We start from the raw sequence: 13,521 nt of genomic DNA on the forward strand, positions 1-13,521 counted from the left end.
TTAGCGCTATTCTTGGTTATGGATGGGACTGGATTGCTGATGAGCCTGCACCGGGAAATCGCCTTCGAGGATGAGATCTGCGCCCACCTGGGCGCCTCCGGCTGGCTCTACGCGCCCGGTGATGCGGCCCAGTATGACCGGGCCCGCGCCTTGTTCCCGGCCGACCTGCTGGCCTGGGTGGAACAGACGCAGCCCCAGGCCTGGGCGGCCCTGGGCAAGAGCCACGGCGATGCTGCGGCAGCCACCCTGTTGGACCGGGTACGGCGGCAGGTGGATGAGCGCGGCACCCTGGACGTCTTGCGCCATGGGGTGGAGCTGTTGGGTCTGCGTCAGCCCTTGGCCCTGGCGCAGTTCCGGCCGGCACTGGCCATGAACCCGGAATTGCAGGCGCGCTATTCCGCTAACCGCCTGCGGGTGGTGCGGCAGGTGCGCTATTCCCTGCACAACGAGAACGCCATCGACCTGGTGCTGTTCCTCAACGGCCTGCCCGTGGCGACGGTGGAGCTGAAAAGCGACTTCACCCAGGGCGTGGACGACGCCGTGGACCAATACCGCTTTGACCGTCAGCCGCGCCCGGCCGGGCAGGCGGCGGCGGAACCGCTGTTGGACTTTCCGCGCGGCGCCCTGGTCCACTTCGCCGTCAGCAATGCCGAAGCGCGCATGGCCACCCGCCTGCAAGGGCCGGGCACGGTGTTCCTGCCCTTCAACCGGGGCGACCACGGCGGCGCCGGCAATCCGCCCAACCCCACCGGCCACCCGACATCCTATCTGTGGGAGGAGGTGTGGCAGCGGGATAGCTGGCTGGAAATCCTGGGCCGTTATCTGGTGACGGGGCGCGACAGCAAGAAGCAGATCAACCGCATCATCTTCCCCCGCTATCACCAGTTGGACGCCACCCGCCGGCTGGTGGCGGCGGTGTTGGCCGAGGGGGCGGGGCGGAAATACCTGATCCAGCATTCCGCCGGGTCGGGCAAAACCAACTCCATCGCCTGGGCGGCCCACTTCCTGGCCGACCTGCACAGCGCCGACCATACCAAGCTGTTCGATACCGTGCTGGTGGTCAGCGACCGCACCGTGCTGGACAGCCAGTTGCAGGAAGCCATCTTCAGCTTTGAGCGCACCACCGGCGTGGTGGCCACCATCAAGGGGGAGGGCCAAAGCAAGAGCGGGGAGTTGGCATCGGCCCTGCTGGGCGGCAAGAAGATCGTGGTCTGCACCATCCAGACCTTCCCCTTCGCCCTGGCGGAGGTGCAGCGCCTGGCCGCCACCCAGGGCAAGCGCTTCGCCGTGATCGCCGATGAGGCCCACAGCTCCCAAACCGGGGAGGCGGCGGCCAAGCTGAAGCAACTGCTGTCGGCGGAGGAATTGCGGGAACTGGCCGACGGCGGGGAGGTGGGGACGGAAGACCTGCTGGCCGCCCAGATGGCGGCGCGGGCGGGGGACGCCGGCATCACCTATGTCGCCTTCACCGCCACGCCCAAGGCCAAGACGCTGGAGCTGTTCGGCCGCCCGCCGGACCCGGCGCAGCCGGCGGGGCCCGACAACCGGCCCCAGCCCTTCCATGTCTATTCCATGCGCCAGGCCATCGAGGAGGGCTTCATCCTCGACGTGCTGAAGAACTACACCCCCTATAAGCTGGCCTTCAAACTGGCCAGCGAGGACCGCGAATGGGATGAGCGGGAGGTGGAGCGCGGGGAGGCCATGAAGGGCATCATGCGCTGGGTCCGCCTGCACCCCTACAACATCAGCCAGAAGGTGCAGATCGTCGTCGAGCATTTCCGTGAGAATGTGGCGCCCCTGCTGGACGGCCGGGCCAAGGCCATGGTGGTGGTGGGCAGCCGGGTGGAGGCGGTGCGCTGGCAACTGGCCATCAACCGCTACATCAAAACCGCCGGCTATGCTCTGGGCACGCTGGTGGCCTTTTCCGGTGAGGTGATCGACCCGGAGTTGGGGGAGGCCCCCTACACCGAAACCAGCGGCACCCTGAACCCCGGCTTGCGCGGCCGCGATATTCGGGAGGCCTTCGCCACGGAGGATTATCAGATCCTGCTGGTGGCCAACAAATTCCAGACCGGCTTTGACCAGCCCTTGCTGTGCGGCATGTATGTGGACAAACGCCTGGCCGGCATCCAGGCGGTGCAGACCCTGTCCCGCCTGAACCGCGCCCATCCCGGCAAGGACACCACCTACATCCTGGACTTCGTGAACGAGCCGGACGACGTGCTGGCCGCGTTCAAGACCTATTACGAGACGGCGGAGCTGGCCGGCACCACCGATCCGCACTTGGTCTATGACCTGCGGGCCAAGCTGGACGCCCTGGGCTACTACGATGACAACGAGGTGGACCGGGTGGTGAGGGTGGAGCTGGACCCCACCGCCTCCCAGTCCCAGCTTGTCGCCGCCCTGACGCCGGTGGCCGACCGCCTGCTGCGCCGTTACCGTGCCGCGCGGGAGGGGCTGGAGATGGCCCGTACTCGCCAGAACGTCGCCGCCATCCGCGAGGCGCAGGATGAGATCGACGCTCTGCTGCTGTTCAAGAAGGACCTGGGCACCTACCTGCGCGCCTACAGCTTCCTGTCGCAGATCTTCGACTATGGCAACACGGCCATCGAGAAGCGCGCCCTGTTCTTCAAGCGCCTGCTGCCGCTGTTGGAATTCGGCCGGGAGCGGGAGGGCGTGGACCTCTCCAAACTCACCCTGACCCACCACCGCCTGAACAGCCAGGGCCAGCGCACCCTGGCGCTGAGCAGCGAGGGCAAGGACCTGCTGAAACCCGTCACCGAATCGGGTAGCGGGGCGGTGCAAGAGAAGGACAAGGTCTTGCTGGCGGAGATCATCGCCAAGGTCAACGACCTGTTCGAGGGCAACCTGACCGACGGCGACAAGCTGGTCTATGTGAACCAGGTGCTGAAGGGGAAGCTGCTGGAATCGGAAATCTTGGTCCAGCAGGCCTGCAACAACACCAAGGAACAGTTCGCCAACTCCCCCGACCTGAGCGGCGAACTGATGAACGCCATCATGGACGCCCTGGCCGCCCATGGGGTGATGAGCAAACAAGCTCTGGCCTCGGAGCGGGTGCGCACGGGCCTGAAGGACACACTCTTGGGACCGGCGCAGCTTTATGAGGCGTTGCGGGCGCGCGGGCCATGGGGGCGGAACGTCGACCAAGCCGACGGCTAAAACTAGGGGGTAGTGGGAGCGTACCACCATGTTTTGGCTATGTCGCCCACAGTTCTCATCGAACATCCATTTCAGCTAAGAACATTTCACCTATTGATAGCTGGCCACTGCGATCATCTCCCGAAAAGAAAATTCCCTTTCTCGACTTGTCCCAATCATCATCCTTACCATGAATGGGATTTTCGGTGAATTTTGACTTTTTGATTCTATCTAGTGTATCTTTTTCTAAAAAGAATCTTATTCTTGCGCGTTTTATCGGCTTGCCCGTCAGATATGCTGGGGCTGGAAGCAAAATACTTTGCTCGCGTACAATGTAAGACGCCCCTCGGATAGAGACAGTTTTTCTGGAAATTGCTGCATCCAGTTCTTCGTTCGCAATGGCATCTCTTCTTTTGATTTGCTCATCTTGGGGGAAGAGGTAGCTAAACTCCTTCCCTCGAAAAACCTCCCTTTCAATCATCCCGTGGGGGGATGTGAAGCTTGTCGCTGCGGTAGGTAAGCCTAGTGCATTAAGAGCGCGTCCAGCGGCCGATCTTATCATTGGGTCATCAGTATCAGACATCATTTTGTCTGTGATAATAAAAGGTTTTCTAGATTCGGGATCAATTATCTTTAAACTAGAGTTTTTTCCAGACCCTTCAATTCCAATTAAAAGACCAGTTCCTAGCCGTTGTCCTGCACTTGGTCCGTTAAATGTAATCATGGATTTTTGAATCTTGGCACCATTGGGGGTACCATTGGGTAATTGGTGATATAATTGCCTTTCCCTGGTGGCTTCGCTGCCTTGCGTCCCTTTGCATTCGACAACGTGCCAAAGCCCGGATGCGTCTTTGCAGACAAAATCAGGGCGTTTGGCTGGCCCCCTTTTCCCGCCACCCTTTACAGTAGCGCTGTGACGGTGAGCAAGATTCAAAGCGAAATATGCACCGTCGCAGATTTCGCTGACCCCAAGGCTGTCAACTAGCCAAGTTATTGGTAATGCGACACCAAAATCATCACTCAAAATCGTTTTTTGATGCGCGTCTAATTGCGCAAACGCAGAAGTTATTTGCAAATAATCATTATTTGCGATAGCATTAACATAACGAACCCAAGCCCAGTGCTCGCTTAGTGATATTCCCAACGCATTTATCGGTGTTGTGATGTAGCCAAGCACCATTAACATTGAAAGTACATTTAACTGATAACTAGCTGGTGCTACAGGGAAAGTGACTGGGAAATGGGGTGGTCCGGGGTTTGGCCAGGTGTTGTTGTCAGCCTCCACGAGAATTCTTTTTTGCAACATCATTTCTCCTATGGATCCAACTAATTCCACAGTACGCATTCGGATTAATTATCACTATAAGTGGAAAAAATAAAACTAAAATCGTAAATGAGCAATATAATGTTTTGGTCTGAAATACGCTTCAGTTGTCGGCTGCTGGAATGGTGCCAAAGGGCCTCAGGATCCGCCGGTGGTTGAACCTGTGGACGTGTTCCAAAGTAGCGTACTCGACAGCCCTGAAGGAGAGCCATGGCCTGCGCCAGTAATTATTGGCCAGGTGAACGACCCAGGCTCGCGGACACATCGAAATTGGGCCATTTCCCCTCTCACGCGCATTTGGGATTGCACCCTACCTCGACCCGATCTGCTGCAACCGTCAAGTCAATGCCGTCTCAGCACAAGCCGAAATCAGCGTCAGTGTCCGCTTACCCAATTTCCCTATTGAACGGGAGGCGCGATCGACCCGTTGAACCACGCCTCATTGATAGCGATCTCACCCGTGCTTGATCCTCTATGGCTAGCTTCATAACTTACAAAATAGCTTACAAATAGATTTACGTGAAAAGAAATATGTTTCATATCAATATATTAGAACTATACAACGCAAGCTTCCCAAGCTTACGACGAGGGTTCGATTCCCTTCACCCGCTCCAGTTCCGGCCTGCCGGAACCGTCCGCCCTCTGGTGGCGCAATCACTCCCCGATAGAACCATTTCGCGGCCATCCGACGCGCAGGCCTTGAGGTCCGCCGCCTCACTGCCGCCACGGTTCCTCCCCACATTACAAGTGTGTAACCCGGTCGGTGGCTGGTCGCTTTACCGTTGAATCGGCGGGCCAGTGGGACAATATGGAAATCGCGGCCCATGGGGGTCGCCTGGGTTTAACCTGGGATCATTCGAGGAACGTCATGGCTATTGGACCCTACAATCGTTTTGCGTCGAGCACCGGCGCTTACGACCGGGCCCTGTTCGATGAGGGCCTGCGCCAGCACATGCTGCGCGTTTTCAACTACATGACTGTCGGCCTGATCGTCACCGGCCTTGTCGCCTTCTTCGGGGCCCAGTCCCCGGCCCTGGTGGCGGCCATTTTCGGCACGCCGCTGAAGTGGGTGGTCATGCTGGCGCCGATCGGCTTCGTGCTGGCGTTGTCGGCCGGCATTAACCGCATGTCGTCGGGCACGCTGCGCACCGTCTTCTTCGCCTACTGCGCCGTCATGGGTCTGTCGCTCATGAGCCTCTTCCTGGTGTTCACCGGCGCCAGCATCGCCCGCGTGTTCTTCATCTCCGCCGCCACCTTCGCCGGCGCCTCGCTGTACGGCTACACCGCCAAGCGCGACCTGACGCAGTTCGGCTCCTTCCTGATCATGGGCGTGATCGGCCTGGTCATCGCCAGCCTGGTCAACATCTTCCTGGCCTCCAGCGCGCTGCAGTTCGCGGTGTCGGTGCTGGGTGTGCTGATCTTCACGGGCCTGACGGCCTATGACAGCCAGCGCATCAAGGAGATGTACGCCGAGTCCTGGGGTGTCGAGGCCAACACCAAGCTGGCCGTCATGGGCGCGCTGAGCCTGTACCTGGACTTCATCAACATCTTCATCTCCCTGATGCAGCTGATGGGCGACCGCCGCAACTAAGCGGAACCCGCCAGCGACCCAAGGGTTGAGGGGCCGTCTGGGCAACCGGGCGGCCCTTTCCTTTAGGGGCCGCCGCCGGCCATGATGGCCGGACCACAACGGGCCATCATGGCCGGGAGATTCGCGGCATGATCTTCCTCTACACCGACTTCGGCTGGTCCGGCCCCTATGTCGGCCAGATGCGGGCCGTGCTGGCGGCGCGCGCGCCGGCGGGCACCGCCATCGTCGACCTGATGCACGACGCCCCGGCCTTCGATCCCCTGGCCGCCGGCCGGCTGCTGGCCGCCATCCTGCCCGCCACCCTGGCGGCTTTGCCGCCTGTTCCTGTGTCGCCCGCCAGTCCGCCCGCCGTTTTCCTGGCAGTGGTCGACCCTGGCGTGGGCACGGATCGCCGGCCCCTGGCCGTCCGCCTCACGGGCGACCAGGGACGTCCCGTCTGGCTGGTGGGGCCGGACAACGGCCTGTTCCAGCCGCTGATCGCCGACACCGTCGCCACCGGCGGGGTGGCCGAGGCGTGGGAGGTCACCTGGCGGCCCCCGGTCCTGTCCGTGTCCTTCCATGGCCGCGACCTGTTCGCGCCGGTGGCGGCCTGGGTGGCCGGGGGAGGGGAGCCAGGCGATTGGGCCCGCCCCCTGGCCGTGGCGGACCTGGCGGGGACGCTGCCGATGGCGACGGGAGGGGAGGGCGACACGGCCGGGAACGCCCGCATCCTCTATATCGATGGCTATGGCAATGGCTGGACCGGGCTGCGCCCCGCCGGTGCGCTGGACGGCACTGTGGCGCCGGACGCCCGGCTGTGGGTGGGCGGTCCCGATGGGGGCCGGGCGGTGGAACCCGCCCGCACCTTCGGCGCCGTGTCCCGGGGGGCCGCCTTCTGGTACGTCAACTCCAGCGGGTTGGTGGAGATCGCCGTGAACCAGGGCCGCGCCGACCAGGCGCTGGGCTTCACCCTGGGCTCGCCCATCGGCGTACGCGCGCCTTACATCAGGCTCTGATGCCAAGCCGCCGGACGGCGGCGCCCGGCGATTGAGGGAAAAATAAAAACTCTAGTGCGCCGTCGGCACCACGGTCGCCTCGTCCATCAGGGCGAGGAAGGGCAGGTCGCTGGGCTCATTGCCATAGCCCCAGCGGCGGCCATAGGGGCCCGTCTCCTGCATCCACAGCGCCAGGCGGCGCGCCTTTTCGGCCCGCACGCAGTTGCCGGCCACCATTTCCCCCGTCAGCAGGCCGTCGTCACCCACCGCCATTTCCGTGCCCAGCAGGTCATGCACCGGCAGGTCGGCCAGCAGGGTGGGCATGTACAGGGTCAGGGCCCCGGTCGCCACCAGCACGCGATGCCCCTGGTCGGCGTGGCGCAGCAGGGTGTCGCGCAGCGGGGTGTTCCAGCGGACCCAGCCCGCCATGTCCGCCGCCGCAGCCTGCGCCCGCGCCAGGGGCACGCCGGCCAGGCAGCGGCGCAACAGCCGGCGCTTGAACGCCGTCTTGAAATCATCGTCGGCGTCGGCAGGATGGCCCCCCTTCACCAGCGCGGCGCGGCCGGGCAGGCGGCGGGAGGCGGCCCCCGCGGCGCTGCTGGCCAGGTGGCGGCGCAGGGTTTCCCCCCCGCCACCCGCGCCAGGAAGGGCAGCAGGCTGTCGCCCCGCACCAGCGTGCCGTCAAAGTCGAACACCGCCAGGCCGGGCAGGCCCTCCGCCGGCGGGACGGCACCCGCTGGGGCCTCAACGGTCGGACGGGCGATGGGGTGGGACATGGGGGCGGCTCAAGGGACAAGGCGGGCACGAGGGGCGCGTGGGAGGTGGACGGTCTGTCGCACCCCTGGGCACTCCCGCGCCATAAAACGGGGTGGGCCGCTTCCTCTCAAGGGTTTTTCGCGCTAAGTGTCGGCCTTTCCGCCCAAGACCGACGGCAGTGCCATGATCACCACACCCACGGCCCCCACCTCCCATGCCGCCGAGGCGGCCAAGCCTTACAAGATCATCATCGACACCGATCCCGGCCAGGACGACGCCGTGGCCATCCTGCTGGCGCTGGCCAGCCCGGAGGATGTGGAGGTGCTGGGCATCACCGCCGTTGCCGGCAACGCGCCGCTGCCCTGGACGGAGAAGAACGCCCGCCGGGTGTGCGAGCTGGCGGGCCGGCCCGACGTGAAGGTGTTCGCCGGCTGCGACCGGCCCCTGGTGCGCCTGCTGCACACGGCGCCCGAGGTGCATGGCGACACCGGCCTGGACGGCCCGGTGCTGCCCGAGCCCACCATGCCCCTGCAGGCGCAGCACGCGGTCGATTTCATCATCGAGACGGTGATGCGGGAGGAGCCGGGCAGCGTCACCCTGTGCCCCCTGGGCCCGCTGACCAACGTGGCCCGCGCCCTGGTGAAGGAGCCGGCCATCGCCACCCGCCTGCGCCAGATCGTGCTGATGGGCGGGGCGCAGATGGAGGGGGGCAATTCCACCCCCTGCGCCGAGTTCAACATCTATGTCGATCCGCACGCCGCCGACATCGTCTTCAAGTCGGGCGTGCCCATCGTCATGTTTCCGCTGGATGTCACCCACCAGGTGCTCACGTCGCGCCGCCACATGGACCGCATCCAGGCCGTGGGCAACCGTGTGTCGCAGGCGACCTACGAGATGCTGGACTTCTACCAGCGCTACGACGAGCACAAGTACGGCACCGATGGCGGCCCGCTGCACGACCCCTGCGTCATCGCCTGGCTGATCCGGCCGGAGATTTTCCAGGGCAAGACGGTGAATGTGGAGATCGAGACGGCCAGCCCGCTGACCACCGGCCAGACGGTCATCGACCGCTGGAACACCACGGGCCGCCCGCGCAACGCCACCGTCATGCTGAAGGCCGACAGCGACGCCTTCTTCGACCTGCTGGTGGAGCGGCTGAAGCGCTTCGGCTGATACGGCGTCTCCCGCTTCGCCCGCAATCACCGGCTGCATGATATTTGCAAGGTTGTCGTCCTGGGTGGGGCGCCCCACCGCTTTTGGTAAACAGGGGGACGATGATGGCTGGAATGATCGTCGCGGAGGGGGGCTCAGCCGCCGCGGGCGGGACGGGGGCCGCCGCTGACAAGAAGACCCGGGACAAGAAGGCCGAAGATCAGAAGACGGACAGCGAGTTCGCCGCGTTGCTGCAGGGGGGAAAGGATGATCCCAAGGCGACGCTGGCGGAGATCACCACCGGTGGCGTGCCCGGCTACTGGGCTTGGCGGCTCAAGGAATTGAAGGCTGAGATCGCCAGCCGCGTCATGGGCCAGATGGGCGTTACCCACCAAGGTCTGGCCGCCATGTCCGAAGACGACAGGGCCGAGGTCGAGCGCCTTATCATGCGCGAAGTGGCGCGCGTCGTCAGGGAGATGACCACCGGGCAGACGCGCAAGGGGCCGGGGCTGGAGGATCTTCCAGCCGGTGATGGCGCCATGCCGGGTGATGCCGTTCCCCAGGCCGCCAGCGATGCGGGGACCAACGCCCCGGCCCGGGCGGCCAGCCGTGGCCTGGATGAGACCACGCTGTCGGGCATGCTGTCACAGCAGGAAATAGCGGGCGGATAATAATGGTCGACAGATCGGCAATAGTTGCTGATCTGTCGGAATCTTCTGCCGGGGGCGGGGCCGCTTCCTGCCCGGTTGTCCGTAAGGATGCGGCTGTCCTCCTCATTTTCCGGCCGGCCCGTTCCGGCCCCTGTCTTGCTTGGGGAAAGGGGCGGGCCGTGGGCCGGTGGCGCCCCTTCGGGGACGGCACCCGGCCTTCGCCCATCCGCGTCGTCATTTCTTGGGGCAGGGGACCGAAGCCATGTCGATCCTGAACACCGGAAACCATACCCAATCCGCCGCCAACGCCTACGGCGGTTTCGGCGCCACGGGCAGCGGTGCCGCCGGTTCGTCCGGATCGCCGGGCGGCGGCCTGTCCGTCAGCCAGACCGACAGCGCCTTCGCCGACATGCTGAAGGGTGAAGATGATGCCCAGACCCTGCTGAAGGACATGACCAGCGGCGGCGTCCAGGGCTACTGGGCCTATCAGATCAAGCAGATGAAGCAGAAGATCGCGGAGGAAACGGTGCAGTCCAAGGGCTTGAACGCCCAGGACATCGCCGCCATGCCCGCTGATCAGCGCGCCGACCTGGAACGCCAGATCATGCGCGAGGTGGAACAGAAGGTCCGCCAGATGACCGCCGGCGGCAAGAACGGCCTGGACGACGCGTCCAAGGCGGGGGGCGGGCAGATGAACGGCGCTGGGACCCAGGCGGTGGCCAACAGCAACCAGACCGGCGCCCGCAGCGGCGTGCCCATCGCCGGCGGCGACACCCTGCAGGGCATCCTGGCCACGCAGGAGGCCGTGGGGTAGGGCCGGCGGACGTGCTGCGGGCTATCGCCAAAAGCGAAGGGGCGACCCGAAGGCCGCCCCCGAAACCCGCACACCGATCACGCCGGCGCGTCATCTGATCATGGAACCGTTCAGTGCGACTTGCCGCTCTGGATGGTGCCGGAGATCGAGCCGCCGTCGGCGATGCTGATGCGGCCATAGCGGATGGAGCCGTCGACCTGGCCGGTTTCCCCGATGGACAGGGTGCCGGTCACCTCGATGGTGCCGGTGGCGTGGCCGGAAACCTTCATGCTTTCCACCACGGCGCTACCCTCGAAATGGCCGCCTTCGGCCACTTCCAGAACCTTCACCTCGTTCAGTGTCACATCGACTAGGCGGCCGGCGACATGCAGGGTGTGGCAGTGGGAAATCTTGGCGCCCTCAATCCGCGCCTCGGGCGAGATGGTGGTGACGCCGCCGCCCAGGTCGGGCGAGCCTTCCGCCTGCGGCGCGCCGTTCAGTCCCGGCCGCAGAAAGCTGCGCGGATCGAGGATGTCACTGGCCATCGGTCCCCCTCATAGTCCGGCGCAGGCCGGCATCACATGAACATCTCCGGCGCGGGCCGGCATTAACAAGAACATCTCCGGCATAGGCCGGAGTGCATCAATATTTCCGGCACGGACCGGCGCCCGTTCCCCACAAGACGCGGCCCTCCCCGCCAAAACGGGCCGGACACCCGGAAACTCTTAAGCGTTTCTGAGGCTTTTCGCAACATCTCCCGGGCCCATGGATAGGCTATGGGCGGCCCAGGCGCGGCACCCCCTTTCCAGATGGGCCGCCGCCGCCGGGCGCCCGCATCCCGGGCGCATGGCAGGGCCGTCCAGGATAGGGCCGGTTGCGATTGACGCAGGGCTTGCGGCACACAATAGTCGGCGGTTCAAAACCCCGGTCGGCGCGCCGGGGGTGTCCCAAGCTTTGTTATAATTCCGTGTAACGCGCCTCAGCAAATAAAGGAGTGTCAGGCCGTGATTCCTGTCGTGATGCCGACCTATTCCCGGATCGACGTTGTGTTCGAACGGGGTGAGGGCTGCTTCCTCTACGACACGACCGGCCGACGATTCCTGGATTTCACCAGCGGCATCGCGGTGAACGCCCTGGGTCATGCCCACCCCTATCTGGTGGAGAAGCTGACCGAGCAGGCGCACAAGCTGTGGCACACCTCCAACCTGTTCCGCGTGGCGGGGCAGGAGAAGCTGGCCGGCCGCCTCAAGGAACTCACCTTCGCCGACACCATGTTCTTCACCAATTCCGGTGTCGAGGCGTGGGAATGCGGCGTGAAGCTGGTCCGCAAGTATCACTATGAGACCGGCCATCCGGAGAAGACCCGCTTCATCGTCGCCGGCGGCAACTTCCACGGCCGCACCATGACGGCCATCGCTGCCAGCGGCCAGGACAAGATGGTGAAGGGCTTCGGCCCCCTGTTGGACAGCTTCGACCGCGTCCCTTACGACGATGTCGAGGCGGTGAAGGCCGCGGTGACGCCGCAGACCGCCGCCATTTTGGTGGAGCCCATCCTGGGCGAGGGCGGCATCCGCCCCGCCAGCCTAGGGTATCTGAAGGCCTTGCGCGCCATCGCCGATGAGCATGGCCTGCTGTTGTTCTTCGATGAGATCCAGTGCGGCGTGGGCCGTACCGGCAAGCTGTTCGCCCATGAATGGGCGGGGGTGACCCCCGACGTCATGTGCATCGCCAAGGGCATCGGCGGCGGCTTCCCGCTGGGCGCCTGCCTGGCCACCGAAAAGGCGGCCCAGGGCATGGTGGCCGGCACCCATGGCAGCACCTTCGGCGGCAACCCCCTGGCCATGGCCGTGGGCAACGCGGTGCTGGACGTGGTGCTGCAGCCGGGCTTCCTGGACAACGTCATCGCCAAGGGCGCCCTGCTGGAGGGCAAGCTGGACGATCTCGTGAAGCGCCACCCCACCGTGCTGGACAGCGTGCGCGGCAAGGGCCTGATCCTGGGCCTGAAGTGTGTCGTTCCCGCGGGCGACCTCGTCACCGCCCTGCGCGACAACGGCATGCTGGTGGTGTCCGCCGCCGACAACGTCATCCGCATCCTGCCGCCGCTGATCGTGGGCGAGGCCGAGATCAACGAGGCCGTGGCCATCCTGGACCGCACCTGTGCGGCCCTGGCGGCCTGAGGGGAGCCCAAATCATGACTGCGACGACCAAGAAGGTCCGGCATTTCCTGGATATCAGTGATTTCGACACGGCCACGCTGCGCGAAATCCTGAACCGGGGCCGGGACCTGAAGAAGACCAACGGCACCGCCCAGCATCCCCAGCCCTTCCGCGGCCTGACGCTGGCGACCATTTTCGAGAAGCCGTCCACCCGCACCCGCGTCTCGTTCGAGGTGGGCATGCGCCAGTTGGGGGGCGATGTCATCACCCTGACGGGGCGCGAGATCCAACTGGGTCATGGCGAGACCATCGCCGACACCGCCCGCGTTCTGTCGCGCTTCGTCAGCGTCATCATGATCCGCACGGATCATGAGTCCAAGGTGCATGAGATGGCGGGGGCGGCCAGCATCCCCGTCATCAACGGCCTGACCGACACCTCCCACCCCTGCCAGATCATGGCGGACATCATGACGTTCGAGGAGAAGCGCGGGCCCATCGAGGGCCGCGTCGTCTGCTGGAGCGGCGATGCCAACAACGTCTGCCAGAGCTGGATTCACGCCGCCGCCCGTTTCGGCTTCGAAATGAGGGTTGCGGCGCCGAAGAGCCTGCAGCCCACGGCCGAGACCATCGCCTGGGCGGCACGCGAAGGCGCCCGGCTGGTGGTGACGGACGACCCCAAGGCCGCGGCCGAGGGGGCGGACATCATGGTCACCGATACCTGGGTTTCCATGCATCACAAGGATGCGCCTGCGCGCACGGCAATGCTGGCCCCCTTCCAGGTCAATGACGGGCTGATGAAACTGGCGTCCCCCGACGCCATATTCATGCATTGCCTGCCGGCCCATCGGGAGGAGGAGGTGACCACCTCCGTCATCGACGGGCCGCAGTCCGTCGTCTGGGACGAGGCGGAGAACCGCCTGCACGCCCAGAAGGGCATCCTGGCCTGGTGCTTGAACGCCTGATCGT

Annotated in this window: 12 protein-coding genes; 8 read left to right on the forward strand and 4 right to left on the reverse strand. The window is 64.5% G+C overall.

The window, feature by feature from the left end; translation table 11 throughout:
• Positions 1 to 39: 39 nt before the first annotated feature.
• Positions 40 to 3,180: a type I restriction endonuclease subunit R gene (locus tag ULB03_RS07540; protein ID WP_322482590.1), complete on the forward strand. Its 3,141-nt coding sequence runs from the start codon at positions 40 to 42 to the stop codon at positions 3,178 to 3,180.
• 55 nt (positions 3,181 to 3,235) lie between these two features.
• On the opposite strand, the gene ULB03_RS07545 is transcribed toward ULB03_RS07540, so the two are convergent.
• Complete coding sequence (locus ULB03_RS07545) at positions 3,236 to 4,504, reverse strand: hypothetical protein (RefSeq protein WP_322482591.1); 1,269 nt, start codon at positions 4,502 to 4,504, stop codon at positions 3,236 to 3,238.
• 847 nt (positions 4,505 to 5,351) lie between these two features.
• Here ULB03_RS07545 and ULB03_RS07550 point away from each other — a divergent pair.
• Entirely contained in the window at positions 5,352 to 6,074 is a 723-nt protein-coding gene (locus ULB03_RS07550) for a Bax inhibitor-1/YccA family protein (protein ID WP_145734856.1), read from the forward strand.
• A 128-nt stretch (positions 6,075 to 6,202) separates the two neighbouring features.
• Positions 6,203 to 7,069, forward strand: coding sequence for an SAM hydrolase/SAM-dependent halogenase family protein (locus ULB03_RS07555; RefSeq protein WP_322482592.1), 867 nt, complete (start codon positions 6,203 to 6,205; stop codon positions 7,067 to 7,069).
• 51 nt (positions 7,070 to 7,120) lie between these two features.
• Here ULB03_RS07555 and ULB03_RS07560 read toward each other — a convergent pair whose 3' ends face one another.
• On the reverse strand, positions 7,121 to 7,597 hold the full coding sequence (locus tag ULB03_RS07560; RefSeq protein WP_322482593.1) for a haloacid dehalogenase-like hydrolase: 477 nt from the start codon (positions 7,595 to 7,597) through the stop codon (positions 7,121 to 7,123).
• Positions 7,594 to 7,824, reverse strand: coding sequence for a hypothetical protein (locus tag ULB03_RS07565; protein ID WP_322482594.1), 231 nt, complete (start codon positions 7,822 to 7,824; stop codon positions 7,594 to 7,596). The genes ULB03_RS07560 and ULB03_RS07565 overlap by 4 nt, the downstream gene beginning before the upstream one ends.
• 127 nt (positions 7,825 to 7,951) lie before the next feature.
• Here ULB03_RS07565 and ULB03_RS07570 point away from each other — a divergent pair, with 127 nt between their 5' ends.
• From ULB03_RS07570 to ULB03_RS07580, 3 genes are all read left to right on the forward strand, one after another.
• Positions 7,952 to 8,977, forward strand: a complete 1,026-nt coding sequence (locus tag ULB03_RS07570) for a nucleoside hydrolase (RefSeq protein ID WP_416211066.1) — start codon at positions 7,952 to 7,954, stop codon at positions 8,975 to 8,977.
• A gap of 113 nt (positions 8,978 to 9,090) precedes the next feature.
• Positions 9,091 to 9,627 carry a hypothetical protein gene (locus ULB03_RS07575; protein ID WP_322482595.1) on the forward strand — a complete coding sequence of 179 codons (537 nt, stop codon included), beginning with the start codon at positions 9,091 to 9,093 and terminating at the stop codon, positions 9,625 to 9,627.
• A gap of 241 nt (positions 9,628 to 9,868) precedes the next feature.
• Positions 9,869 to 10,420: a hypothetical protein gene (locus ULB03_RS07580; protein WP_322482596.1), complete on the forward strand. Its 552-nt coding sequence runs from the start codon at positions 9,869 to 9,871 to the stop codon at positions 10,418 to 10,420.
• A gap of 110 nt (positions 10,421 to 10,530) precedes the next feature.
• On the opposite strand, the gene ULB03_RS07585 is transcribed toward ULB03_RS07580, so the two are convergent.
• On the reverse strand, positions 10,531 to 10,944 hold the full coding sequence (locus ULB03_RS07585; protein ID WP_322482597.1) for a bactofilin family protein: 414 nt from the start codon (positions 10,942 to 10,944) through the stop codon (positions 10,531 to 10,533).
• A gap of 459 nt (positions 10,945 to 11,403) precedes the next feature.
• On the opposite strand from ULB03_RS07585, the gene ULB03_RS07590 reads away from it, so the two are divergent.
• Together ULB03_RS07590 and argF are read left to right on the forward strand one after the other, a co-directional pair.
• The gene (locus ULB03_RS07590) at positions 11,404 to 12,576 is read left to right on the forward strand and encodes an aspartate aminotransferase family protein (protein ID WP_322482598.1); all 1,173 of its coding nucleotides are present in this window, start codon (positions 11,404 to 11,406) and stop codon (positions 12,574 to 12,576) included.
• A gap of 14 nt (positions 12,577 to 12,590) precedes the next feature.
• A complete protein-coding gene (gene argF / locus ULB03_RS07595; protein ID WP_322482599.1) occupies positions 12,591 to 13,517 on the forward strand; it encodes an ornithine carbamoyltransferase in 927 nt (308 codons plus the stop codon).
• The last annotated feature ends 4 nt before the right edge of the window (positions 13,518 to 13,521 follow it).

Source organism: Nitrospirillum goiasense, from assembly GCF_034427435.1.
GTDB lineage: Bacteria > Pseudomonadota > Alphaproteobacteria > Azospirillales > Azospirillaceae > Nitrospirillum.

Excerpts from the sequence above, each read along its gene's own strand:
- ULB03_RS07540 (WP_322482590.1), top strand. The coding sequence starts at position 40 with ATGAGCCTGCACCGGGAAATCGCCTTCGAGGATGAGATCTGCGCCCAC.
- ULB03_RS07545 (WP_322482591.1), bottom strand. The coding sequence starts at position 4,504 with ATGCGTACTGTGGAATTAGTTGGATCCATAGGAGAAATGATGTTGCAA.
- ULB03_RS07550 (WP_145734856.1), top strand. The coding sequence starts at position 5,352 with ATGGCTATTGGACCCTACAATCGTTTTGCGTCGAGCACCGGCGCTTAC.
- ULB03_RS07555 (WP_322482592.1), top strand. The coding sequence starts at position 6,203 with ATGATCTTCCTCTACACCGACTTCGGCTGGTCCGGCCCCTATGTCGGC.
- ULB03_RS07565 (WP_322482594.1), bottom strand. The coding sequence starts at position 7,824 with ATGTCCCACCCCATCGCCCGTCCGACCGTTGAGGCCCCAGCGGGTGCC.
- ULB03_RS07575 (WP_322482595.1), top strand. The coding sequence starts at position 9,091 with ATGATCGTCGCGGAGGGGGGCTCAGCCGCCGCGGGCGGGACGGGGGCC.
- ULB03_RS07580 (WP_322482596.1), top strand. The coding sequence starts at position 9,869 with ATGTCGATCCTGAACACCGGAAACCATACCCAATCCGCCGCCAACGCC.
- ULB03_RS07585 (WP_322482597.1), bottom strand. The coding sequence starts at position 10,944 with ATGGCCAGTGACATCCTCGATCCGCGCAGCTTTCTGCGGCCGGGACTG.
- argF (WP_322482599.1), top strand. The coding sequence starts at position 12,591 with ATGACTGCGACGACCAAGAAGGTCCGGCATTTCCTGGATATCAGTGAT.